Consider the following 21679-nt stretch of genomic DNA (forward strand, 5'->3'; position numbering starts at 1 on the left):
GGCCGCGCCGCGTGGCAGGYAATGAATTGCAGAACGCGGAATTTTATCAGGTGCTATGCTGACATCATGCAGCGGGCCTGAAACCGGCCGTTGCGCCCCCTGGACCGAGTCCCGGACAAGCCGCGCGGTCATGTACTTCGCTGTACGCCAAGGAAAGGATAAATCATGCTGATCACCTTCAAATCCCACGCGTCGCAAGACCTCATCATGATGAGGGATCTTGCCGTCACGCTCCTGGGGATTATCGGCAAGCACCTGGGAGAGCGCGGGGTGATCACCACCGAGGAACTGCCCCGCTGCATCCACAAACTGGAAGCCGCGGTGACGGACGCCAAGAAGGTGCACCCGGCCGAGTCGTCGGTATCACCGGGCAAGCAGGAGGAGGACCAGGAGGAGGAGCCCTTGCACCTGGGCCAGCGGGCCTACCCATTCCTCGACATGCTGCGCGCTTCCCTGCGCGAGAACACCGAGGTCATGTGGGGCGTGTAGGCGCCGCACCGGACCTGAACAGCCCATAGTAGCGGAGGCAGGCGCCGCCTGGCGGCGCCCCCGCCGCGGCAGTGCCCTTGCCGCCGGCACCCTTTCCGCTGGCGGCGCATTCTAGCTTCGCCCTCGCACCGCCTCCCCCCTCCGCCCGAAATCCCGGATTGACATAAAAATGGCCCGGCCAATGTTCCTGGCCGGGCGCGCCGGATCAGGGAGTCGATCCGGAAGGGGGAAGAATCGCTTTATTCGATGAGGCGCATGAATCACTAACGGCGCCGGATTGCTAGCCCTTGACCAGCAAGTCCGCAAGTTCGTCCGCGTGCTCTTCCTCGACTGCAAGGATTTCTTCCAGCATGCGGCGCGTGGTCGGATCGCGATCGCCCATGTACTGCACCATCTCCCGATAGCTCTCGATGGCAATACGCTCGGCCACCAGGTTTTCCCTGATCATGTCGGTCAACGATCCGGCCTCGACGTATTCGGAGTGGCTACGCGCCGACAGGGTGTCCGGCGAAAAATCGGGCGCCCCGCCAAGCTGTACGATGCGCGCCGCGATGCGGTCGGCATGGCCCTGTTCTTCGTCGGAGTGGACCTTGAACTCGGCGGCAACCGGCTCGGCGTGAATTCCCTTGGCCATGAAGTAGTGGCGCCGGTAGCGCAGTACGCAGACCAGTTCGGTGGCCAACGCCTCGTTGAGGAGCTTCAGCACGGTAGTGCGGTCCGCGCCGTAGTCCTGCGTGACGGCGCCATCCTCCATATGCTTGCGGGCGCGCTCGCGCAATGTCTTGACGTCGGACAGGAAGCCGCCGCTCACGCCTTTCTCGTTCCGGGACTGCTGGTTCTTGCCTTTGCCGACGGCGGGCTTCTCTGTAACCGGGGTGTCCATGGCGATCATGCTCCTGTGGGATTGGGGAATGGGCTCTGCCAGGCCTGCGCAATTACGATGGGCTTCGACCTGTTTCAGTGCGTGCTTCGGTGCGGTCGGACGCGGCGCATCAGTCCTCTCTGTTGCGTCCGTTGGCAGCCAGCAGCAAACCGACGAATGCGCCCACAGCCGCTGCTATGCCGATCGCCTTCAGTGGCGATGCAGCCACGCTCTGCTGAACCCCGTCCACGGCGTGGTCGACGCGCTCTCGTGCCCGGCTTGCGCCATCCAGCGTGGCACGGCGCAGGTGGCCGCCCAGTGCACGCGTGCGCTCATGCAGCCGGCGTCCTGCCTGCACGGCTTCGGACGAGCCTTCGCGCCCCAGCACTTCCATGGTTTGCTCGAGTTGCGCGATCAGTGCCCTGACCTCGCCGGCAACCGGCCCCGCAGCATCGCGGGTATCGCGCGCGGCATGCCTGATCTGGCGGACCGTGCTCTCGGCACTATCGGCCAGGTGGTTCACTTCCTTTCGGACCTTCGGGTTGTTGGTCAGCATCGCCTTATCTCCGTTTCGTCTGAGGACGCTCTGTGATTCCGTTCGTGCTGTGCTCCGCCTCCGCCTAGCGCCTGACCAGGCCGATCACGAAGGTCACAAGGGCGACCACCAGGAAGATGAAGAACAGGATCTTGGCGATTTCGACCGCGCCTGCTGCGATGCCCCCAAAGCCGAACACGGCGGCAATCAGGGCGATGACAAAGAACACGACTGCGTAGTGCAACATGGTGATGGCTCCCTAAGTGAATTGCGCTACCGCGCCACGCGGCGCGGGCCTGGCAAGTGGCAGCACCTGGCGCCTGGCTATTTCACCGCTTTGARCACGGTCACGCCCAGGACAAGGAACAGTACGAACAGCACCAGGAAGATGAAGAACAGGATCTTGGCAATGCCGGCGGCGCCGGCAGCGATACCTGTAAATCCAAGCAGGCCGGCGACCACGGAAACCACAGCGAAAATAAGCGCCCATTTCAGCATTGACGTTCTCCCTCTTCCCTCGCTGGCTTGCGCGAGACCGCGCAAGGTCATGGCTACATGGTAGAAACCGCCTCGCCGCGCAGACACCGATGGCGCACCGATTCCCTTGTCAGCCAATTCCTACAGGATCCGGATTGGCGCGGCCTCGCGCGCAGCGGCCGCGCACTGCAGGTTGACCGGGGGCCGTCGATGTGCTTCCATCGACGCCGACAGGGTGCATGCCTGGCCCGGACCTCGCCCCGCGCCACGCGGCGCGGGAACGCCCACCGGCCAGGCACCCGTTTTCGGGAAACGACAATGTTCAAGCAGTCAATGTTGCGCTCCACTTTGCTGCTAGCGGGCGGCATCGTGCTTACCGTAGTGGTGCTGATCGCCTCCGAGGCGGGCAACATCCGCTTGCGACAGGGATATACGCAGGTTATCCAGTCGCAGCAGGTGCAGGGCCAGATCACCGCACTGCTTGGCGAGCTGGTCAATGCCGAGGCGGGCCAGCGCGGCTTCCTGCTGACAGGCAAGGAGAGCTACCTGCAACCCTATTACCAGGCATTGCCCCGCATCAATGCGCTGATGAGCGCACTGCGCAACCGCTACGCGGACGACGCGGAAGCGCTCCAGCTGTTCACGCAGGCGTCTACCGCCGTCAACCGCAAGCTGACCGAGATGGACCTGACGCTGATCTACGGCAAGCGCGACGTGGAAGTGGCGCTGGACCTGGTGCGCACCGACTTCGGCAAGCAGACCATGGACAACGCGCGGCGCGGGCTGGAGGCACTGCTCCAGCGCGAAGCCGGATCGGTGTCGCAAAGCCTGGAGTATGCCGACCGCGACCTCGCGCTGTCGCGTTACGGCATTGGCCTGCTGACCGCCATCAATATCGTGCTGCTGATCGTGGTGGGCTTGCAGCATTCGCGGCGCATGGCGGTATCGGAAGCCGCGCGCAGCGAGCTGGAAGAAGAAAGCGCGCGTCTGGACAGCATGGTGCGCGCGCGCACCCGCCAGCTATCGGCACTGGCCTCTCACCTGCAACGTGTTACCGAGGACGAGAAGACGCGGCTGGCGCGCGAGCTGCACGACGAACTCGGCGCCATCCTGACCGCCACCAAGCTCGATATGCACTGGGTGCGCCGCCGCATACAGGAATCCCATCCCGACGTGGCGGAAAAACTCACCCGCGTGATGCTGCATGTCGACCAGGGCATCCAGATCAAGCGGCGCCTGATCGAAGACCTGCGCCCCACGGTGCTGCTCAACCTGGGCCTGAAGGAAGCCATCGGCCAGTTGGTGGAGGAGGTCGCCGCGCGCAACCAGTGGGACTCGGATGTGCAGCTTGCCGAAGCGGTGCCGCCGCTGCGCGACGACGCAGCCATCGCGCTTTACCGTATCGTGCAGGAGTCGCTGACCAACGCGAGCAAGTATGCCGATGCCAGGCGCGTGGCCATTACGCTGGATTGCGCCGACGGCGTGCTTCTGCTGACCGTGAGCGACAACGGGCGCGGGCTGCCGGCGGACTTCGAATCGCGGCGCAGCGTTGGCCACCACGGCCTGCTGGGCATGGAGCAGCGCGTGATTGCGCTGGGCGGCACGCTGGACATCCGCTCGGAGGCCGGCGCGGGCGTGACCATCCGGGTCGAGGTGCCGCTCACCGATGCCATCGTAGCGCCGCCGCGCGAGGAAGATGACGATTTCGGCGATCATGAGCCTGAAAGTGCGCCGCCGGATACGCCGGTGGTCGCCCCGGCGAGCATGGCCGCAAGCACGCCAGCCGGCACACCCACGGCCACGCCCGGCGGCGAGGCGCCGCGCCAGCAGGGCCAGGATACTGGGCCGTAATACGACCAGCCAAAGCAAAAAGGGGCCCCGCGGAGCCCCTTTTGCTTTGCCGTGCCCGTCCGGGCGCAGCGATTCGCGCCTTACATTTTCTGCTTGGTGCTCTCGGCGGCGCCTTGCACCTTCTCGCCGCCCTTTTCGATATCCTTGCCGGCGCCGGYCATCGTGTTGCAACCGGTCACCAGGACGACAACCGCCAGGGCACACAGCGCCATCAGCTTTCTCATGATCTTCTCCTTGCTCTAGGTTGACGCGGCATGGCCGCGATAGGGACTACCGGTACTGCCGGACTGATCTGATGCGTCATCCAATGCCACCGTCCCAAGACAAGAACGCGAACAATTCAATCGCCCGACTGCGCGTATTCCTCGATGACGCGGAACACCTGCTCAAGTTCGAGCGACTTGTCGAAAAAATAGTCCGCCCCGGCCTCGGTGCACTGGCGCCGGTAAGTGGGCACCTGGGCGTGATTGGTGTACACGATGCGGATGCCAGATGCGTGGGTCTTCTGCATGGCACGAAGTACATTGATGCCATTGCCTTGCCGCAATTGCAGATCGACGATGACGACCTCGTACTTGCCCGCCTCGTAGAGGCGCAGCGCCGAGCTTTCGGTATCCGCCCAATCGACAGTCTCGACAAACGGGAATGCGCTCAGGTATTCAAGCAACATACCTCGCAAGACCGCCGAGTCCTCGATTAGCAGGACCCGCAGCGCTCGATACGAAGGGGCTGCGGCTTGATCCAACATGACTTAATGGTAGCAACAGAGTATGGAGAGAAACTATCGGCGTCCGTCCTACAGCGGCGCCGCGCGGGCGGGGGATTTCCGTTCCGGCAACGCCGCATCCACGGCTTGCAGGGCCACCGCGGGCGGCATCCGGAGGCGGGCCACGCAGGATAGCAAACGCAGGGGAATGGGCATCGCGCCCGCGCCGCCTACTCCACCAGACCGTTCTTGATGGCGTAGTAGGTCAGGTCGGCATTGGTCTTCATGCCCATCTTTTCGAGAATGCGCGAGCGGTACGTGCTTACCGTCTTGACGCTCAGGAACAGTTCCTCGGCGATCACCGAGACCGACTGGCCGCGCGAAAGCTTGCAGAAAATCTGGAACTCGCGCTTGGACAAGGTCTGGTGCAGCGGCTGATTGGTCGGCTTATCCAGCCCGCCAATGAGCAGGTCCGCCACGTTCGCGCTGACATAGCGCCGGCCCTGGGCCACGGTGCGGATCGCCTTGACCAGGTCGTCAGGCGCGCTTTCCTTGGTCAGGTAGCCGGACGCGCCGGCGCGAATCAGGTTGATGGCGTACTGGTCTTCCGGATAGGTGGAAAGGATCAGCACCGGAAGGTCGGGATGCCGCTGGCGCAGCAGCTTGAGCACGTCGATGCCATTGCGATCGGGCATCGAGATATCGAGTACCACGACATCGAACTCGAGCTCACGCAGGCGCGTCATCACTTCGTCGCCGCTGGCAGCTTCCCCTTCCACCCGGATATCGGGCTCGTCGGCAATGAACTGGCGCAGACCAGCGCGCACGATCTGGTGATCGTCGGCGATCAAAACGCGAATCATGGGATTCTCCCTGGGCATGGATGCCCCAGCTCTCGGGAGCGGCGGGGCTAATGCATTGTAGAGCTTGCAAAGCCGCGCGAATGTCGGTGTAAGGCTGACACGCCCCGTGCAGGCCGCGCGAACGAAAAAGGGACGGGTTGAACCCGTCCCTTTCGTTCCAGCCCGGCCGCGCACCGCTCGGCGCGCTCCAGGCTTGCCGGCCCAGGCTTACTGGACCTTGGTCGCCGCGCCGGTATCGGCGGCCGCGCTGGTGTCGGCCGCGGCTTCGCCCTTCTTGCTCTTGGCGTGGCTGGTGTGCTTCTTGGTCTTGGCGGTGGGCTTTGCCTGCGCGCCGGTAGCAGCGTCTGCCTTGGCGTCCAGGCCGGCGTTCACGCCTGCGCCAGCCGCCGCACCCTTGTCTGCGGGCGCGCTGACCGCGGGCGCCGAGATGGCGCCGGTGGCACCAGCCTTCGCATCAACGCCGGTACCTTGCGCCATGGCCAGCGAGGAAGCGGCAGCGATCGAGAGAGCGGAAAGGGAGATCAGCAGTTTATTCATTGAGAGGCTCCTGGCAGTTTGCGCCGCCGCGAAACATTCGCTGCGGTGTTCACTTGATGTGAGCCCTCAGTCTAGGGATGCGGAGCCGCGCGGTCTGTTAGGAGATGTAATGCCTTGTAAGGAGTGGTGAAGAACTTACAAAGTCACATCGGCAGGCCCGGAGAAGCTTTTCCCCTGCTTGCCCAACGGCTTGCGGCGGCGCGGGGGCACAAAACGCCGCCGCCGCCGCACGCATGCGGTTACAGGTTAGGCGCGAGCGCGCGCTCCAGCACGCTGCGTTCTTCGCCACGGCGCGCCACCATGTCGTCGAGCTGGTCCTGTCCGATCTTGCCCACGGAGAAGTACGTGGACTCCGGATGCGCCAGGTAAAAGCCGCTCACCGAGGCCGCGGGCGTCATCGCCAGCGAGTCGGTGATGCCCATGCCGATCTCGGCCGTATTGAGATAGTCGAACATCGGGCCCTTGACGGTGTGTTCCGGGCAGGCCGGATAGCCCGGGGCCGGACGGATGCCGCGATAGCTTTCGGCGATCAGTTGCTCGTTGGTCAGCACCTCGCCGGCGTCGTAGCCCCACAGATCCTTGCGCACGCGTTCGTGCAGGCATTCGGCGAAGGCTTCGGCCAGGCGGTCGGCCAGCGACTTGAGCATGATCGCGCTGTAGTCGTCGTGGTCGGCCTCGAACTGCGCTTCCTTCTTGTCCACGCCGATGCCGGCGGTGACGGCGAACACGCCGATGTAGTCCGCGACGCCGCTGTCCTTGGGCGCGACGAAATCGGCGAGGCACCGGTTGGGCCGCATCACGCCGTCGATCACCGGACGCTCGCTCTGCTGGCGCAGGTTGTGCCAGGTCAGCGCGACCTGGCTGCGGGTCTCGTCGGTGTAGATCTCGATATCGTCGTCGTTGACGGTGTTGGCCGGCAGCAGCGCCAGCACGCCGTTGGCCGTCAGCCAGCGGCCCTGGATCAGGCGCGACAACATGGCCTTGCCGTCCGAGAACACGCGGCGGGCGGATTCGCCGACGATCTCGTCATTGAGGATGTCGGGGAATTTGCCGGCCAGGTCCCAGGTCTGGAAGAACGGCGCCCAGTCGATGTAGTTGGCCAGCTCGGTCAGGTCGTAGTTGCGGAAGATGCGACGACCGATGAATTTCGGCTTGGGTGGCACGTAGGCGTTCCAGTCCACCGGCGTCTTGTTGGCGCGGGCCTTCGCCAGCGACACCATCGGCGTGGCCTTCTTGTTGGCGTGCTGGTGGCGGATGCGCTCGTAGTCGGTCTTCAGCTCGTCCAGGTACCTGGTCGCGCCCTCGTCGGACAGCAAGCTCGACGCCACGCTGACCGAGCGCGAGGCGTCCGGCACGTAGACCACCGGGCCTTCGTAGTGCGGCGCGATCTTGACCGCGGTATGCACGCGCGAGGTGGTGGCGCCACCGATCAGCAGCGGGATCTTCTTGATGCGGAAGTAGTCGTCGCGCTGCATCTCGGAAGCGACGTAGGCCATTTCCTCGAGCGACGGCGTGATCAGCCCGGACAGACCGACGATGTCCGCGCCCTCGACCTTGGCGCGCGCCAGGATCTCGTTGCACGGGACCATCACGCCCATGTTGACCACTTCGAAGTTATTGCACTGGAGCACCACCGAGACGATGTTCTTGCCGATGTCGTGCACGTCGCCCTTGACGGTGGCGATGACGATCTTGCCGCGTGCCTTGACGTCGCCGCCGGCCTCGGCCAGCAGGCGCTTCTCTTCTTCGATGTAGGGCAGCAGGTGAGCCACGGCCTGCTTCATCACGCGAGCGCTCTTGACCACCTGCGGCAGGAACATCTTGCCGGCGCCGAACAGGTCGCCCACGATATTCATGCCATCCATCAGCGGGCCTTCGATCACCTCGATCGTGCGGCCGCCGCGCGCTTCCACGTGCTGGCGCACTTCCTCGGTGTCTTCCACGATGAAGGTGGTCAGGCCATGCACCAGCGCGTGCGACAAGCGGTCGGCCACCGGCACCGGATTCTCCGGGGTGCCGCGCCACAGCAGGTTTTCTTCTTTCTTCGCGCCGCCGCCCTTGTAGCGGTCGGCGATCTCCAGCAGGCGATCGGTACTGTCCTCGCGGCGGTTGAGCACCACGTCTTCCACGCGCTCGCGCAGTTCGGGGTCGAGCTGGTCGTACACGCCGAGCTGGCCGGCGTTGACGATGCCCATGTCCATGCCCGCCTTGATGGCGTGGTACAGGAACACGGTGTGGATGGCCTCGCGCACAGCATCGTTGCCGCGGAAGGAGAACGACACGTTGGACACGCCGCCGCTGACCTTGGCGTACGGCAGGTTCTGCTTGATCCAGGCGGTGGCCTCGATGAAGTCCACCGCGTAATTGTTGTGCTCCTCGATGCCGGTCGCCACCGCGAAAATGTTCGGGTCGAAGATGATGTCTTCCGGCGGGAAGCCAACTTCGTTGACCAGGATGTCGTAGCTGCGCTTGCAGATCTCGGTCTTGCGGGCAAAGGTATCGGCCTGGCCCTGCTCGTCGAAGGCCATCACCACGGAAGCGGCGCCATAGCGGCGGATCAGCTCGGCGTGATGACGGAACTGCTCCTCCCCCTCCTTAAGCGAGATCGAGTTCACCACGGGCTTGCCCTGCACGCATTGCAGGCCGGCCTCGATCACTTCCCACTTGGACGAGTCCAGCATGATGGGCACGCGCGCGATATCGGGCTCGGAGGCGATCAGGTTGAGGAACCTCACCATGGCGGCCTTCGAGTCCAGCATGGCCTCGTCCATGTTGATATCGATGATCTGCGCGCCGTTCTCGACCTGCTGGCGGGCCACCACCAGCGCCTCGTCGAACTGGCCGTTGAGGATCATGCGGGCGAAGGCCTTGGAGCCGGTGACGTTGGTMCGCTCGCCGACGTTGACGAAGAGCGTGTCCTCATCGATGGTGAAAGGCTCGAGGCCGGACAGGCGCATCGGGCGCGACGGCAGGGTATCGTTGGTCATGGCTTGATCTTGTTCTGTGGGCTCGCGATGCATGTTCAGGCGGCGGCACGGTCGTCGCCGTCGCGGTACTGGCCAGGCCAGGCGCGCGGCTTCTTGCTGGCCACGCTCCGCGCGATGGCGGCGATGTGCTCGGGCGTGGTGCCGCAGCAGCCGCCCACCAGGTTGACCAGGCCGGACGCGGCGAACTCTTCCACCAGCGACGACGTGACCTCCGGGGTTTCGTCGAAGCCGGTATCGCTCATCGGGTTGGGCAGGCCGGCATTGGGGTAGCACGACACGGCCGCGTCGCAGATCTTGGCCAGTTCGGCGATGTACGGGCGCATCAGCGTGGCGCCCAGCGCGCAGTTCAGGCCGAAGGTGATCGGGCGGGCGTGGCGCAGGCTGTTCCAGAACGCTTCGACGGTCTGGCCCGACAGAATGCGGCCGGAGGCATCGGTCACGGTGCCGGAGATCATCACGGGCAGGCGCTCGCCAGTGTCCTCGAACAACTGGTCGATAGCGAACAACGCGGCCTTGGCGTTGAGCGTGTCGAAGATGGTTTCCACCAGGAACACGTCTGCGCCGCCTTCCAGCAAACCCTTGCCCTGCTCGTAGTACGAATGGCGCAGTTCCTCGAAGGTCACGTTGCGCGCGCCCGGGTCGTTGACGTCCGGCGAGATGCTGGCGGTCTTGGGCGTGGGGCCGAAGGCGCCGGCCACGAAGCGGGGCTTGTCCGGCGTGCTGTACTTGTCGCAGGCTTCGCGCGCCAGCCTGGCGGCGACGACGTTCATCTCGTACGCCAGGTCCGCCATCTTGTAGTCTTCCTGCGCCACGGCCGTGGCACCGAAGGTGTTGGTCTCGATCAGGTCGGCGCCGGCGGCCAGGTACTGCTCGTGGATCTCGCTGATGACCTGCGGGCGGCTCAGCAACAGCAGTTCGTTGTTGCCCTTGACGTCGACATGGTGCCCGGCGAAGCGTTCGCCGCGGTAGTCCGCCTCGGTCAGCTTGTAGCGCTGGATCATGGTGCCCATGGCACCGTCCAGGATCAGGATGCGCTCGCGCAGCAGGGCCGGCAGGTTGGCCGCCCGGGTATAGGGGCGCGCGGGAGGAAGCGAGGCGGGACGTGGGGCGGCGCTCATGTGGGGCTCGACAGCAAGGGAAAAGAGTCCGATTTTATCAGTTGCATCAATGGTTTGCGGAATAACGGACGCGGGCAGGCCAGTGCGCGCGAAGGCGCTCGCGGGTTGCCGCATGGCACCGCCCGGCCCTACACTGGGGAACCTTCCCATTACCGAGAAGCCTTTCCCATGCAACACCTTAGTCCCGGCGACGCGCAAACTCTSCTCAGCGARTCRCCCGATGCGCTCTTCATCGATTGCCGCAGCGARATGGACTACCTCTTCGTGGGACACCCGAAAGGGGCGCACAACGTGCCCTGGAACGATGGCCCGGACTGGGAGGTGAATCCGCATTTTGTGCAGTCGGTGAAGAAGCTGGCGGGGCAGGCGTCGGCCCGCCCTGTGCTGCTGATCTGCCGCAGCGGCAACCGCTCGACAGCGGCCGCGAGAGCGCTGGAGGGCGCGGGGTTCTCCACGGTCTACAATGTCCTGCACGGCTTCGAGGGCGACCTGGACGCCGAACGCCATCGCAATACGCTCAACGGCTGGCGCCATGCTGGCCTGCCCTGGGAACAATACTGAGAGACACTGGGAACGCCGGGGACCGGCGCCTTGAAAACGAGAAGCCCGCGCATTGCGCGGGCTTCTCGTTTCCGTTTCACTCGCCGGCCGCCCTTGAGCGAGGAACCGGCAGAGGCGGCTACAAGCCTAGTGCATCACCAGCGGCTGAACCATCACGGTGTCGAACTTGCCAAGGAAATCGTCCACCTCTTCCACCGACGGCTCGCTCTCGATCAGACGTTGCACGTCCGCGCGAAAGCTCTCGGCCATCTGGCCGCCGAGGAAAATCTCGCGTTTCAGGTTCTTGTCGACGATTTCATAGCCGCCAGAGGCAAGAGGCGCATGCTCGACATCCGCACCAAACTCGACAATGCAGTAATTGTCGCTGTTGTAGATCATTTGCATGGCATACCTCCTGGCTGTCATGGGTAAGCGGCGGGCCAATGATTCTTCCGATTACCGGCACACTGGCCGGTTGCCCTCCGCGATTTCACCTCCAAGCTGAGGGTGTTTGCCGTGTTTTCAAGATTCTTGCTTCGGCGAACCGCAGGAATTAAGCGTTCCCTCACTACATTGGGCAACGGCGCTGTCAGCAAGTTCTTGAGTTATGTTCGAAAGATATTGCTGGAAATTACCGGATATCGCATCAGGGCGCCTCGCACTGTGCCCCACAAGCCGCATTACCAAGGAAAGCGTCGAGCACTGCGTGAAAACGCTCGGCTTGTTCGAGATGGGCAAGGTGCGCCGCCCGGGGCAACACTTCCAGGCGCGCGCCGGGGATGGTCGCGGCAATCTCGCGCGCCATCTCCGGAGGCGCGCCCTGATCCTCCTCGCCGACTACCACCAATGTGGGGCAATGAATGCGTGCGATCGCCCCGGCCAGGTCGAATGCCATGATGGCCTGCCCCGATCCCACATAGCCATGCACGGGCGTGGACAGGATCATTTCGCGCACGCGCTGCGCCTCCTCCGGATGCGCGGCCCGGTACGGCGCGCTCAGCCAGCGCTCCAGCGTGCTGTCAGCCACGCCCGCCATGCCGTGCGCCTCCACGTGGCCGATGCGGTCATGCCACATCGGGTGGGCATCCAGCGGGGTACGGTTGACGGTATCCACCAGCGTAAGCGACAGCAACCGCTCCGGATACCGCACAGCCATCGTCTGCCCGATCATGCCGCCAACCGAGACGCCGACGAAATGCGCCTCCGGCACCGCCAGCGCATCCATCAGGGCGGCCACGTCGTCGGCCATGCGGATCATCGAATAGGCGCCGATCGGCGCATCGCTCTGGCCATGCCCGCGCAGGTCGTAGCGCAGCACGCGATAGCGCGGCGCCAGGTGGCGCGCGGTGGCGTCCCACAAGGTATGGTTGGCACCCAGCGCGTGCGCCAGGATCACCCACGGGCCATCGCCCCCGTCGATGCGAACCTGGAGGCTGATATCGCCCACGCTGACGCGGCGGGCCTCGGACGGTGGCTGGGTGGCGCTCATGGCAGGTCTCCGGAAGTTGAGCAAACGCGGTGAACCACGGCGGCAACCGACGCGCCACCGCTTGACGAATCATTGACGACTCATTGACGACTCAGCGCAGCGCTTCGCTGTCGCGGTAGACGAGTTCGATCTGGGTGCCGTCGGGCTCCGTCTGGCGCAGCTTCACCGGCATCCACTGCAGCGACTGCGCCAGCCACACCTCCACCCGCCGGCGATCGCCCGCATGCCGCGGCAGGCGCATGAAATGCTTGGCGTGTACCGCTCCGTGACCGGTGTCGACGTCCTCCTCTCCCACATACTGCACCTGCATCGGCTCCAGGTCACGCGTATCCGCCACCTCGAAGGTTTCGGTGACGCCGGGCGTGGCGTAGCGCTGCGGATTTCCGCGGACCAGCCCGACCAGTTGCAGGAATACGCTGAAGCGGTCCTGGCCCGCGGCGGGCAAGGGCACCTGCTTGTTGCGCCCCTCGAAGACCAGGGCGCCGGCGGCGCGGTCGAAGCGGGCCGCCTCGCTGCGGTTGCGGCGGTTCTCCTCATAGCGCTCCGGCGCCAGGCCGCGTTCACTGAGTGCGCCGCTGCTGTGGAAGTTGAAACGGAACCACAGCACCCGTGTTTCCACCGCAAGCAGATAGCGCGCTCCGTCCTGCTGCCAGCGGATGAGGCCATCCGGATTCTGTACGCCGTTGACGAAGCTGGCGTAGTGCAGCAGCCTGGACGGCGGCGGCGAATAGCGAACGCCGTCCGCCGGCAAGCCCGCGTCCGCAGCCGCGGGCGCGGACGCGGATGCGGCACCCTGCCCGGCCTGGCCGCCGGCGCTCGCCATGGCCGGGCCGGAGCCAGGCGCAGTCAGCAGCGTCGGCGCCTCCGCGGTGGCCGGCGTCTCAGGGTGGGATTCCGGGAGCGATTCGGCCGGGACGGGTTCTGGCGCTGCCTCCGGCCGCGGCGCGGCGGGCCGCTTCTGCACAACGGGTGCCGGATGCGACGGCGCTTTCGCGGCCGGCGGCTCCGGCGGCGGCAGCAGGATGGCCTCGATCGCCGGCATGGCGGTCGGGTCGCCCGGCGGGCCGGGAAGGTGCATCAGGCCCACCACCACCAACAGGTGCACCGCCAGCACGAGCGCAAGCGCGAGCGCCAAGCGCACGCGGCGCGAGGCGGGCTTGTCAGGAAAGGCCGTTCGGCCCGTTCGTCGGGCTGCCACCAAGATAACCAAGCTCCGAAGAAATCTGCCGGGCGATGTCGCGTACGTGACGATCGACCGTACCGCCCCATTCTGCATCGAATACGCTCTGCGCGCCGAGCACGATCAAAGCCATCGCGACATGGCCGTTGGCGTCGAACACCGGCATCGAGAATGCATTGATGCCCGGTAGCACGCCACCTTTGATGCGCGCCGCGCCATGCACCCGCACGTCCTCGCAGACCGCGTCGTAGTCGGCCAGCGAGCGCGGCAGGCCCGGAATATCGTCATGGCCGCGCTCGGCCAGTTCCCGTTCTACCAGCGGCCGCGTTTGTTGTTTCGGCAGATAAGCGCCATACAGGCGGCCGGTGGCGGAGTTGAGCATGGGCATGACATCGCCCAGGCGCAGGCTTACCGTAACCGGGTGGCTCGACTCCTCCCAATGCACGATGGTCGGGCCGTGGTTGCCCCACACGGCGATGCCGATGGTCTGGTCCATTTCGTCGCGCAACTGCGACAGAATCGGGCGGGCCTTCTTGACCGGATCCAGCCGGTTCAGTCCCGCGAGGCCAAGCTGCAGCGCGAATGGGCCCAGGTCGTAGCGTCCGCCCACCGGGTCCTGCGCCACCATGCCCAGCCGCTGGAAACTGACCAGGTAGCGGTGCGCCTTGGCCGGATTCATGTCGGCGGCGGCGGCCAGGTCGCGCAGCATCATGGCGCGCGGCGACGCGGCCAGCGCCTGCAGCAACTTGAAGCCAACCTCGATCGACTGGATGCCGGAACGCAATTTGGAATCGTCTTCTTCGAGTTCGGTCATGCGGCAACTTGCGGAAAAACGGTGAATAAGCCATGCACGAATCACATCCCGGAATAATACGGGCGAGACGATCACGCAGGTTGGAACCTAAATTTACTATAGCGAAATCGATTTACCAATTTTTAAACCGTCGGTAGACTTTGAACGCACTTTGAACACCGCTATACAGGCCGGGCGCTGATGCCATGACACCGCACCGGCCAACCCCGGCGCGGCAGCCGCCATGCAACGCACATGGCGCGACGCGGCCGACTTCTACAGGAGACAACGATGACCCGCCTTTTCCCCTTTTCCCTGCTGCCCGCACGGCAAGCCTGGCGCGCCTGCGCGGTACCGCTGCTTGCCACGCTGGCGCTGGGAGCCGCCGTGCTGCCCGCCCGCGCCGCGGACAACTGGCCCACCCAGCCGATCCGCTGGGTGGTGCCCTACCCGGCCGGCGGCGGCACCGACGTGGTGGCGCGCACGCTGGGCCAGGCCATCACGCCGGCACTCGGCCAGCAGGTGGTGATCGACAACCGGCCGGGCGCGGCCACCATCGTCGGCGCCGACGCCGTGGCACACAGCAAGCCTGACGGTTACACGCTGCTGACGGCCGATACCGCCACGCTGGCGGCCAATCCTTCGCTGTACAAGAAGCTGCCCTACAACGCCGACAAGGATTTCGTGCATGTAAGCATGGTGGCGCGCTTCCCGCTGATCCTGGTCGCCACGCCGAACTTCCCCGCACGCACATTGAAGGAAGCGATCGAGTATGTGCAGAAGAATCCCGGCAAGGTCAATTTCGCCTCGCCCGGCGCCGGCAGCCCGCACCACCTGGCCATGGAACTGTTCATGGACCAGACCAGGACGAAGATGACACACGTGCCGTACAAGGGCGCTGCCCCGGCGGTGCAGGACCTGCTCGCCGGCCAGGTGGAACTGATGTTTCTCGACCTGGCGTCCGGCCAGCAGAACGTCGCCGCTGGCAAGGTGCGCGCCCTCGGCGTGGCCACGCCCAAGCGCCTGACGGCGCTGCCCACGGTGCCGACGGTGGCCGAGGCCGGCGTGCCCGGCTTCGAGGCCTATGCCTGGCAAGGCGTGGTGGTGCCGGCCGGCACGCCCAAGCCGGTAGTGACGCGCCTGAACGCCGAACTGGTAAAGGCGCTCAAGAGCGCCGACGTGCAGAAGCGCTTCGAAGGCATCGGCGTGGAGCCGGTATCCAGCACACCCGAGGAATTCGCCCAGTACGCCCATGCCGAAGCCGAGCGCTGGGGCAAACTGATCAAGGCCAAGGGCATCACGGTAGACTAGCGGGCCGCTTTTTTCCTAACGCATTGCATACATGAAACTCGCCACCCTCAAGGACGGCTCGCGCGACGGCCAGCTCGTGGTCGTCTCGCGCGACCTGAAGACCGCCCACTACGTCAACGATGTCGCCGGCAAGCTGCAGAACGCGCTGGACGACTGGAACTTCTACGCGCCGCAGTTGCAGGACGTCTACGACGCCCTGAACGCGGGACGCGCGCGCCATCCGTTCGCCTTCGACCCCAAGGCCTGCATGGCGCCGCTGCCGCGCGCCTACCAGTGGGCCGACGGCTCGGCCTATGTGAACCACGTGGAGCTGGTGCGCCGCGCGCGCGGCGCCGAGATGCCGCCCGAGTTCTGGACCGACCCGCTGATGTACCAGGGCGGCTCTGACGACATGATCGGCCCGCACGACGATATCGTGTGCGCCAGCGAAGCCTTCGGCATCGACTTCGAAGCCGAGATCGCCGTCATCACCGGCGACGTGAAGATGGGGGCCAAGCCCGAGCAGGCCGCCGACGCCATCCGCCTCATCATGCTGGCCAACGATGTGTCGCTGCGCAACCTGATCCCGGCCGAGCTGGGCAAGGGCTTTGGCTTCTTCCAGAGCAAGCCGGCCACGGCGTTCTCGCCGGTGGCGGTCACGCCCGACGAGCTGGGCGAAGCCTGGCGCGAACGCCGCGTGCACCTGCCGATGACCGTGCACTGGAACAGCAAGAAAGTGGGCGCGCCCGACTGCGGCACCGACATGGTGTTCGATTTCGGCCAGCTCATCGCCCATATCTGCAAGACGCGCAATGTGCGGGCGGGCAGCATCGTGGGCTCCGGCACCATCTCCAACGTCGACCGCAGCAAGGGCTACTGCTGCATCGCCGAGAAGCGCATGCTGGAGATCATCGATGGCGGCCAGCCGGTCACCGGCTTCATGAAGTACGGCGACGCGGTCAAGATCGAGATGTTCGACGCGCAGGGCCGTTCGGTATTCGGCGCTATCGACCAGCTGGTGTCGGCCCCGCGCTAAGCCACCGCCGGTTCCATGACGATGCCCTGCGCGAGCATGGCAGCGATCTCCCGCTCCCCATAGCCACCTTCGGCAAGGAGCGCTCGCGTATCCTCCCCCAGCCGGGGCGACGGCCGCAGGTATTGCGCCGGCGTCTCGGACAGCTTCACGGGCAGCCCGATGGTCTTGATCGGGCCCGCCTCGGGATGCTGCTGCTCAACCACCATGCCGCGCGCGAGCGTTTGCGGGTGACTCAGGGCTTCGCCCACGGAGTGGACGGGCCCGGCCGGAACCCCCGCCTTGTCGAACGCGGCCAGCCAATGCGCTGAGGACTGCGTAAGCGCTACTGCGCCAGCACGTGCTGGAAAAGCGGGACTTTGCGGTGAATGAAGCGCGCGCGCGAGAAACTTCCGGCGATTAGCAGAGACAGGACGGGGAGTGCTTATAATTGACCGACCGACCGGTTGACTAATTGCCGTCGACTATGCGCCGCCGCAGCGCAGGCTCCGGTGGCGCCCCCGGGCTGCGATGCGCGGCCCGGTCCCACCATGATCCACTATGGAATGGCCACCGCCATCGCTCCCCCCATGACCGCAATCCCTCCGCAAGATGCTCCGCAATCCTCACCGCTGCCCCAGCCCGACGCCGCGCCGTTGTCGCCGCGCTACGACCGCTACCGCGCGCTGACCCTGCGCAGGCATGGTCCCATCCTCGAAATCGTGATGGGCGCGGACCAGTCCGCCAACCGCAAGCTGGCCACCGCCGACGCCAACATGCACCGCGAACTGGCGGAAATCTGGCGCGACGTCTCGGCCGACCCCGAGGTGCGCGTGGCGCTGATCCGCGGCGAGGGCAAAGGCTTCTCCGCCGGCGGCGACCTGTCCCTGGTGGAAGACATGGCCAACGATTTCGCCACCCGCACGCGGGTGTGGCACGAAGCACGGGACCTGGTCTACAACGTCATCAACTGCGACAAGCCGATCGTCTCGGCCATGCACGGCCCGGCAGTCGGCGCCGGGCTGGTGGCCGGGCTGCTGGCCGATATCTCGATCGCGGCCAGGACCGCGCGCATCGTCGACGGCCATACGCGGCTGGGCGTGGCGGCAGGCGACCATGCCGCGATCGTGTGGCCCCTGCTGTGCGGGATGGCCAAGGCAAAGTACTATCTGATGCTGTGCGAGTCGGTGAGCGGCGAAGAGGCCGAGCGCATCGGGCTGGTGTCGCTGACCGTGGACGAGGATGAACTGGTCGAGCGCGCCTTCGACGTGGCGCGCCGGCTGGCCGCCGGGTCGCAAACGGCGATCCGCTGGACCAAGTACGCGCTCAACAACTGGCTGCGCATGGCGGGCCCGGCGTTCGACAGTTCGCTGGCGCTTGAATTCATGGGCTTTGCCGGCCCCGATGTACAGGAAGGCGTGGCGAGCCTGCGGCAGAAGCGGCCGCCGAAGTTCGATTGATGCAGTTCGACTAATGTAGTTCGACCCCGCAGCCGGCACCGCCGGCTGCCGACCCCCGGAGACGAAACGATGTTCGGCCAGATCCCAGATTTCACCAACGGCTTCGAGTTCCTCCGCAAGATGTGGGGCAGCGCCGCCGGCATGCCCGGCGGGCTGATGCCGGGCCTGCAGGCCATGACCCCGCCGATGAACCTGGAGGAAGTCGACAAGCGCATCCACGACCTCAAGGCCGTGGAAGGCTGGCTGCAGCTCAACACCAATTTGCTGCGCACCACCATCCAGGGCCTGGAGGTCCAGCGCGCCACCCTGGTGGCGCTGCAGACCATCGGCACCGCGCTTTCGCCCGAGGCCATGCAAAGCGCCATGGAAAACGTCGCGCGCGCCGCCAGCTCGCCGAGCGCCGCGCCGTTCCAGCACAAGGCGGAACCCGCCGCGGCAAAGCGCGTCTGGCCCGAGCCCACGGTCGAGGAAAACGAGGACGAGGAAGACAACGGCCCCGACGTCCCCGAAGCGTCCGCAGCCGGCCAGGCGGAACAGCCGGCCGCCGCGTCCGGCCAGGCCAGCGCGCCCCCGCCCGATGCCAGTCTGTGGTGGGATGTTCTGCAGCAACAGTTCAACCAGATCGCCAGCAGCGCCGCAACCGCCAGCCTGACGCCGTTCGGCAATCTCGGCGGCTTTGGCATGCCAGGGGCGGATGCGCAGCCCGGATCTGCCGCCAAGCCCGCGAGCAAGCCGCCGGCCGGTGCGGGCAAGACGGCAAAACCTGCCAAGGCGGCCAGCAAACCCGGCACCAAATCCGCCGCCAAGCCAGCCGTCAAGGCCGCAGGCAAGGCCGCAGCCAAGCGTCCGGCCGGCAAGAAGCCCGCGGCGACCAAGTCCGCGCCGGTGAATGGCACGGCCGGCGCCCCCGCATCCGGGGACAAGCCGGATGTGCCCGGCGAGCCGCACTGAACCCGTGCCGGAGCTGGCCGTGATCCACCCATCGAGCCGACACCCTTGGTGAAGACCACCGCGCTGATCATGATGGGCGGCGGCGCCCGCGCCGCCTACCAGGCCGGCGTGCTGCAAGGCCTCGCCCGCATCGCCGCCCGTCACGGCCTGGATCGCGGCCGCATCCCCTTCGATATCATCTGCGGCACGTCGGCCGGCGCCATCAACGGCGCAGGCATGGCGATCAACGCCGCCAATTTCCGCGCGGCGGCCCACAGCCTGGCCGCGCTATGGAGCGGCATCCATGCCGAGGATGTCTACCGGACCGGCGTGGTCGGCGTGGGCGCATCGGGTGCCCGCTGGCTCTCCGCGCTGGCTTTCGGCTGGGTCACCCGGCGCGCGCCGCGGGCGCTGTTCGACAACGCGCCGCTCGGCGGCCTGCTCTCCGAGCTGTTCGACCCCGAGCGGGTACAGGCGAGCCTGGACGCCGGCGACCTCCAGGCCTTGGCCGTGACGGCGCTGTCCTACAGCACCGGCCGCCACGTCACCTTCTACCAGTCGCACCGCCGCATCCATCCGTGGCGCCGCAGCCAGCGGCTGGCCGTGGAAGCGAAGATCGGTGTGGACCACCTGTTGGCGTCCTCGTCCATTCCCTTCCTGTTCCCCGCGCTGCCGCTGGAACTGGACGGGCATCATGAGTGGTTCGGCGATGGCACCATGCGCCAGATGTCGCCCCTGTCGCCGGCAATCCACCTGGGCGCCTCGCGGATCCTGGCCATCGGCGCCGCTTCGCGCCAGCGCCCGGGCTGGTTCGACACCGTACCCGCCGGCGGCTACCCGTCGCTGGCGCAGGTGGGCGGCCAAGCCCTGGCGAGCATCTTCCTCGACGGTCTGTCCGCGGACCTGGAACGGCTGCAGCACATCAACAACCTGCTCTCGCGCATGCCGGAAATCGCCAACGACAGGGAGGGCTGGCGCCCGGTGCAAGTGATGACGATTTCGCCCAGCGAACCCATCGAAGCCATCGCTGCCACACATGTAAAACAGCTGCCGCGCACCGTGCGCGCCTTGCTGACCCCGCTGGGCGGCACCGAAGCGCGCGGCGCGGCCTTTGCCAGCTACCTGCTGTTCGAGCCTGAGTTCACCCAGGCACTGATCACCCTGGGCGAACAGGATGCTCTGGCTCAACAACACGAACTGGCCGCCTTCCTGTATGACATCATCCCGCCCGATCATGGCAACGAGATAGGCGCAACGTCCGCGCGCCCGGCTACACTGGGTCATGAACCACCTGCCCGCGCGATGGCCTGACCTATCGGCGCGGCCCAGCCGCAAGTGACGCATAATGCTCCTTGCCGCGCAAGGAAAATCGGTGGAACAAGCGATATTCGCCCATAAATTAAGTACCGCGCAGATCCAGCCGCATCCGCTCCCATCGTTTCCGCATGAAAAGAGCATTGGGAATAATTCGCATCTGGTAGAATCTGCCCGTAATTTCAAAGGCTTACCATGCTCTACCCCGAACTGTTCAAATCGCTGGAAGCGGTACGTTGGCACATGGACAAGGACATCCCCTGGGATTCCTTCGACCCGAGCCTGCTCACGGACGACCAGGCCAAGACGATCCGCATGAATGCCATCACGGAATGGTCGGCCCTGCCCGCCACCGAGATGTTCCTGCGCGACAACCGCCACGATTCCGACTTTTCGGCATTCATGAGCATCTGGTTCTTTGAAGAGCAGAAGCATTCGCTGGTGTTGATGGAATACCTGCGCCGCTTCCGCCCGGACCTGGTGCCGACCGAGGAAGAACTGCACGCCGTGCGCTTCGAGTTCGACCCGGCCCCGCCGCTGGAAACCCTGATGCTGCATTTCTGCGGCGAGATCCGCCTGAACCACTGGTACCGCCGTGCCGCCGAATGGCACACCGAGCCGGTGATCAAGCAGATCTACCGCACCCTGTCGCAGGACGAAGCCCGCCACGGTGGCGCCTACCTGCGCTACATGAAGAAATACCTCAACCAGTTCGGCGACAGCGCCCGCTCGGCCTTCGCCAAGATCGGCGTGCTGATGGCCTCCGCCCGCCGCACCGAAAAGCCGCTGCACCCGACCAACCTGCACGTCAACAAGGCGCTGTTCCCCAACGACACCGTGCAATCGCGCCTGCCGGATCCGGACTGGCTCGAGCACTGGCTCGACGAGCAGATCCGCTTTGACGAAAGCTGGGAGAAGAAGGTCATCGAGCGGATTCTGCACAATATGTCGCTGTTGTTCGAGCGCACGTTTGAGACGGTGCAGGATTTGAACCGGTATCGGAAGGAGTTGAATGCGAAGTTGCAGGCGGCTGGGGGGGCGCAGCCGGCGCAGGCTTGATTCAGGTTTGGTTATTTGAGTTGCCTTCGGCAGAACGGACCCCATCGGTTGATGGGGTTTTGTTTTTTGGTTCTTCAGACTTTCGTGTGGGTAGGTAGTACGCTTTCGCGCATGGCTTGGTAAGGAGGTGTGCGATGGACAGCGTGGAACTGTACCGGCAGCTGCTTGGCGTGACTGCGCCATGGAC

General features: G+C 65.5%; 23 protein-coding genes and 1 pseudogene. 9 read left to right on the plus strand and 15 right to left on the minus strand.

What is annotated here, in order from left to right; genetic code table 11:
- The first annotated feature begins 165 nt into the window (after nucleotides 1–165).
- Nucleotides 166–489 carry a DUF1840 domain-containing protein gene (locus AC1DN0_RS31105; RefSeq protein ID WP_441636174.1) on the plus strand — a complete coding sequence of 108 codons (324 nt, stop codon included), beginning with the start codon at nucleotides 166–168 and terminating at the stop codon, nucleotides 487–489.
- A 280-nt stretch (nucleotides 490–769) separates the two neighbouring features.
- Here the strand turns inward: AC1DN0_RS31105 and AC1DN0_RS31110 are convergent, their stop codons facing one another.
- The 4 genes from AC1DN0_RS31110 to AC1DN0_RS31125 form a co-directional block, all read right to left on the minus strand.
- A complete protein-coding gene (locus tag AC1DN0_RS31110; RefSeq protein WP_441636182.1) occupies nucleotides 770–1243 on the minus strand; it encodes a ferritin-like domain-containing protein in 474 nt (157 codons plus the stop codon).
- Between the two features lie 238 nt (nucleotides 1244–1481).
- Nucleotides 1482–1907 carry a glycine zipper domain-containing protein gene (locus AC1DN0_RS31115; protein ID WP_441636172.1) on the minus strand — a complete coding sequence of 142 codons (426 nt, stop codon included), beginning with the start codon at nucleotides 1905–1907 and terminating at the stop codon, nucleotides 1482–1484.
- Nucleotides 1908–1971: 64 nt separating this feature from the next.
- On the minus strand, nucleotides 1972–2133 hold the full coding sequence (locus AC1DN0_RS31120; RefSeq protein ID WP_441636170.1) for a DUF1328 domain-containing protein: 162 nt from the start codon (nucleotides 2131–2133) through the stop codon (nucleotides 1972–1974).
- Nucleotides 2134–2210: 77 nt separating this feature from the next.
- Complete coding sequence (locus AC1DN0_RS31125; protein ID WP_477146256.1) at nucleotides 2211–2384, minus strand: DUF1328 family protein; 174 nt, start codon at nucleotides 2382–2384, stop codon at nucleotides 2211–2213.
- A 297-nt stretch (nucleotides 2385–2681) separates the two neighbouring features.
- Between AC1DN0_RS31125 and AC1DN0_RS31130 the strand changes: the two are divergent.
- Nucleotides 2682–4040, plus strand: a pseudogene (locus AC1DN0_RS31130) (CHASE3 domain-containing protein); the annotation flags it as partial.
- 254 nt (nucleotides 4041–4294) lie between these two features.
- Here AC1DN0_RS31130 and AC1DN0_RS31135 read toward each other — a convergent pair.
- The 6 genes from AC1DN0_RS31135 to AC1DN0_RS31160 all read right to left on the minus strand — a co-directional run bounded on the left by AC1DN0_RS31135 (nucleotide 4295) and on the right by AC1DN0_RS31160 (nucleotide 10425).
- Nucleotides 4295–4438 (minus strand): entericidin A/B family lipoprotein, encoded by a 144-nt coding sequence (locus AC1DN0_RS31135; RefSeq protein ID WP_477146257.1) that lies wholly within the window; start codon nucleotides 4436–4438, stop codon nucleotides 4295–4297.
- Nucleotides 4439–4554: 116 nt separating this feature from the next.
- Nucleotides 4555–4962, minus strand: a complete 408-nt coding sequence (locus AC1DN0_RS31140) for a response regulator (RefSeq protein ID WP_035859079.1) — start codon at nucleotides 4960–4962, stop codon at nucleotides 4555–4557.
- Nucleotides 4963–5150: 188 nt separating this feature from the next.
- Complete coding sequence (locus tag AC1DN0_RS31145; protein WP_035859081.1) at nucleotides 5151–5783, minus strand: response regulator; 633 nt, start codon at nucleotides 5781–5783, stop codon at nucleotides 5151–5153.
- A 207-nt stretch (nucleotides 5784–5990) separates the two neighbouring features.
- Nucleotides 5991–6320 carry a hypothetical protein gene (locus tag AC1DN0_RS31150; RefSeq protein ID WP_035859082.1) on the minus strand — a complete coding sequence of 110 codons (330 nt, stop codon included), beginning with the start codon at nucleotides 6318–6320 and terminating at the stop codon, nucleotides 5991–5993.
- A 239-nt stretch (nucleotides 6321–6559) separates the two neighbouring features.
- A complete protein-coding gene (gene metH, locus AC1DN0_RS31155) occupies nucleotides 6560–9307 on the minus strand; it encodes a methionine synthase (protein ID WP_441636165.1) in 2748 nt (915 codons plus the stop codon).
- A gap of 35 nt (nucleotides 9308–9342) precedes the next feature.
- Nucleotides 9343–10425, minus strand: coding sequence for a homocysteine S-methyltransferase family protein (locus AC1DN0_RS31160; RefSeq protein WP_035859084.1), 1083 nt, complete (start codon nucleotides 10423–10425; stop codon nucleotides 9343–9345).
- A gap of 168 nt (nucleotides 10426–10593) precedes the next feature.
- On the opposite strand from AC1DN0_RS31160, the gene AC1DN0_RS31165 reads away from it, so the two are divergent.
- Entirely contained in the window at nucleotides 10594–10986 is a 393-nt protein-coding gene (locus AC1DN0_RS31165; RefSeq protein ID WP_477146258.1) for a rhodanese-like domain-containing protein, read from the plus strand.
- A 126-nt stretch (nucleotides 10987–11112) separates the two neighbouring features.
- Here AC1DN0_RS31165 and AC1DN0_RS31170 read toward each other — a convergent pair whose 3' ends face one another.
- From AC1DN0_RS31170 to AC1DN0_RS31185, 4 genes are all read right to left on the minus strand, one after another.
- Nucleotides 11113–11370, minus strand: coding sequence for a BTH_I0359 family protein (locus tag AC1DN0_RS31170; RefSeq protein WP_035859088.1), 258 nt, complete (start codon nucleotides 11368–11370; stop codon nucleotides 11113–11115).
- 241 nt (nucleotides 11371–11611) lie between these two features.
- Nucleotides 11612–12454 (minus strand): 3-oxoadipate enol-lactonase, encoded by an 843-nt coding sequence (gene pcaD / locus AC1DN0_RS31175; protein ID WP_441636162.1) that lies wholly within the window; start codon nucleotides 12452–12454, stop codon nucleotides 11612–11614.
- 91 nt (nucleotides 12455–12545) lie between these two features.
- Nucleotides 12546–13595 (minus strand): DUF3108 domain-containing protein, encoded by a 1050-nt coding sequence (locus AC1DN0_RS31180; protein WP_477104495.1) that lies wholly within the window; start codon nucleotides 13593–13595, stop codon nucleotides 12546–12548.
- A gap of 19 nt (nucleotides 13596–13614) precedes the next feature.
- Nucleotides 13615–14448: an IclR family transcriptional regulator gene (locus AC1DN0_RS31185; RefSeq protein ID WP_441637188.1), complete on the minus strand. Its 834-nt coding sequence runs from the start codon at nucleotides 14446–14448 to the stop codon at nucleotides 13615–13617.
- A 270-nt stretch (nucleotides 14449–14718) separates the two neighbouring features.
- On the opposite strand from AC1DN0_RS31185, the gene AC1DN0_RS31190 reads away from it, so the two are divergent.
- Both AC1DN0_RS31190 and AC1DN0_RS31195 read left to right on the plus strand, forming a co-directional pair.
- On the plus strand, nucleotides 14719–15738 hold the full coding sequence (locus AC1DN0_RS31190; protein ID WP_441637190.1) for a Bug family tripartite tricarboxylate transporter substrate binding protein: 1020 nt from the start codon (nucleotides 14719–14721) through the stop codon (nucleotides 15736–15738).
- A gap of 31 nt (nucleotides 15739–15769) precedes the next feature.
- Complete coding sequence (locus AC1DN0_RS31195) at nucleotides 15770–16753, plus strand: fumarylacetoacetate hydrolase family protein (RefSeq protein ID WP_441637192.1); 984 nt, start codon at nucleotides 15770–15772, stop codon at nucleotides 16751–16753.
- Here AC1DN0_RS31195 and AC1DN0_RS31200 read toward each other — a convergent pair.
- Nucleotides 16750–17205 (minus strand): CoA transferase, encoded by a 456-nt coding sequence (locus AC1DN0_RS31200; protein WP_441637198.1) that lies wholly within the window; start codon nucleotides 17203–17205, stop codon nucleotides 16750–16752. The two genes, AC1DN0_RS31195 and AC1DN0_RS31200, sit on opposite strands and share 4 nt — an antisense overlap.
- 114 nt (nucleotides 17206–17319) lie before the next feature.
- Between AC1DN0_RS31200 and AC1DN0_RS31205 the strand changes: the two genes are divergently transcribed.
- The 4 genes from AC1DN0_RS31205 (at nucleotide 17320) to AC1DN0_RS31220 (ending at nucleotide 21492) form a co-directional block, all read left to right on the plus strand.
- Complete coding sequence (locus AC1DN0_RS31205; RefSeq protein WP_276286433.1) at nucleotides 17320–18189, plus strand: enoyl-CoA hydratase/isomerase family protein; 870 nt, start codon at nucleotides 17320–17322, stop codon at nucleotides 18187–18189.
- Nucleotides 18190–18258: 69 nt separating this feature from the next.
- The gene (locus AC1DN0_RS31210; RefSeq protein ID WP_441637194.1) at nucleotides 18259–19140 is read left to right on the plus strand and encodes a PhaM family polyhydroxyalkanoate granule multifunctional regulatory protein; all 882 of its coding nucleotides are present in this window, start codon (nucleotides 18259–18261) and stop codon (nucleotides 19138–19140) included.
- 69 nt (nucleotides 19141–19209) lie between these two features.
- Nucleotides 19210–20430 carry a patatin-like phospholipase family protein gene (locus tag AC1DN0_RS31215; protein WP_441637200.1) on the plus strand — a complete coding sequence of 407 codons (1221 nt, stop codon included), beginning with the start codon at nucleotides 19210–19212 and terminating at the stop codon, nucleotides 20428–20430.
- A gap of 198 nt (nucleotides 20431–20628) precedes the next feature.
- Complete coding sequence (locus AC1DN0_RS31220; protein ID WP_441637196.1) at nucleotides 20629–21492, plus strand: ferritin family protein; 864 nt, start codon at nucleotides 20629–20631, stop codon at nucleotides 21490–21492.
- The last annotated feature ends 187 nt before the right edge of the window (nucleotides 21493–21679 follow it).

The sequence above is a fragment of the Cupriavidus sp. 05N39 genome (genome assembly GCF_056397325.1).

Excerpts from the sequence above, each read along its gene's own strand:
- AC1DN0_RS31190 (WP_441637190.1), top strand. The coding sequence starts at position 14,719 with ATGACCCGCCTTTTCCCCTTTTCCCTGCTGCCCGCACGGCAAGCCTGG.
- AC1DN0_RS31105 (WP_441636174.1), top strand. The coding sequence starts at position 166 with ATGCTGATCACCTTCAAATCCCACGCGTCGCAAGACCTCATCATGATG.
- AC1DN0_RS31110 (WP_441636182.1), bottom strand. The coding sequence starts at position 1,243 with ATGGAGGATGGCGCCGTCACGCAGGACTACGGCGCGGACCGCACTACC.
- AC1DN0_RS31215 (WP_441637200.1), top strand. The coding sequence starts at position 19,210 with ATGATGGGCGGCGGCGCCCGCGCCGCCTACCAGGCCGGCGTGCTGCAA.
- AC1DN0_RS31210 (WP_441637194.1), top strand. The coding sequence starts at position 18,259 with ATGTTCGGCCAGATCCCAGATTTCACCAACGGCTTCGAGTTCCTCCGC.
- AC1DN0_RS31145 (WP_035859081.1), bottom strand. The coding sequence starts at position 5,783 with ATGATTCGCGTTTTGATCGCCGACGATCACCAGATCGTGCGCGCTGGT.
- AC1DN0_RS31170 (WP_035859088.1), bottom strand. The coding sequence starts at position 11,370 with ATGCAAATGATCTACAACAGCGACAATTACTGCATTGTCGAGTTTGGT.
- AC1DN0_RS31220 (WP_441637196.1), top strand. The coding sequence starts at position 20,629 with ATGCTCTACCCCGAACTGTTCAAATCGCTGGAAGCGGTACGTTGGCAC.
- AC1DN0_RS31160 (WP_035859084.1), bottom strand. The coding sequence starts at position 10,425 with ATGAGCGCCGCCCCACGTCCCGCCTCGCTTCCTCCCGCGCGCCCCTAT.
- AC1DN0_RS31185 (WP_441637188.1), bottom strand. The coding sequence starts at position 14,448 with ATGACCGAACTCGAAGAAGACGATTCCAAATTGCGTTCCGGCATCCAG.
- AC1DN0_RS31205 (WP_276286433.1), top strand. The coding sequence starts at position 17,320 with ATGACCGCAATCCCTCCGCAAGATGCTCCGCAATCCTCACCGCTGCCC.
- AC1DN0_RS31120 (WP_441636170.1), bottom strand. The coding sequence starts at position 2,133 with ATGTTGCACTACGCAGTCGTGTTCTTTGTCATCGCCCTGATTGCCGCC.
- AC1DN0_RS31115 (WP_441636172.1), bottom strand. The coding sequence starts at position 1,907 with ATGCTGACCAACAACCCGAAGGTCCGAAAGGAAGTGAACCACCTGGCC.
- AC1DN0_RS31140 (WP_035859079.1), bottom strand. The coding sequence starts at position 4,962 with ATGTTGGATCAAGCCGCAGCCCCTTCGTATCGAGCGCTGCGGGTCCTG.
- AC1DN0_RS31150 (WP_035859082.1), bottom strand. The coding sequence starts at position 6,320 with ATGAATAAACTGCTGATCTCCCTTTCCGCTCTCTCGATCGCTGCCGCT.
- pcaD (WP_441636162.1), bottom strand. The coding sequence starts at position 12,454 with ATGAGCGCCACCCAGCCACCGTCCGAGGCCCGCCGCGTCAGCGTGGGC.
- AC1DN0_RS31195 (WP_441637192.1), top strand. The coding sequence starts at position 15,770 with ATGAAACTCGCCACCCTCAAGGACGGCTCGCGCGACGGCCAGCTCGTG.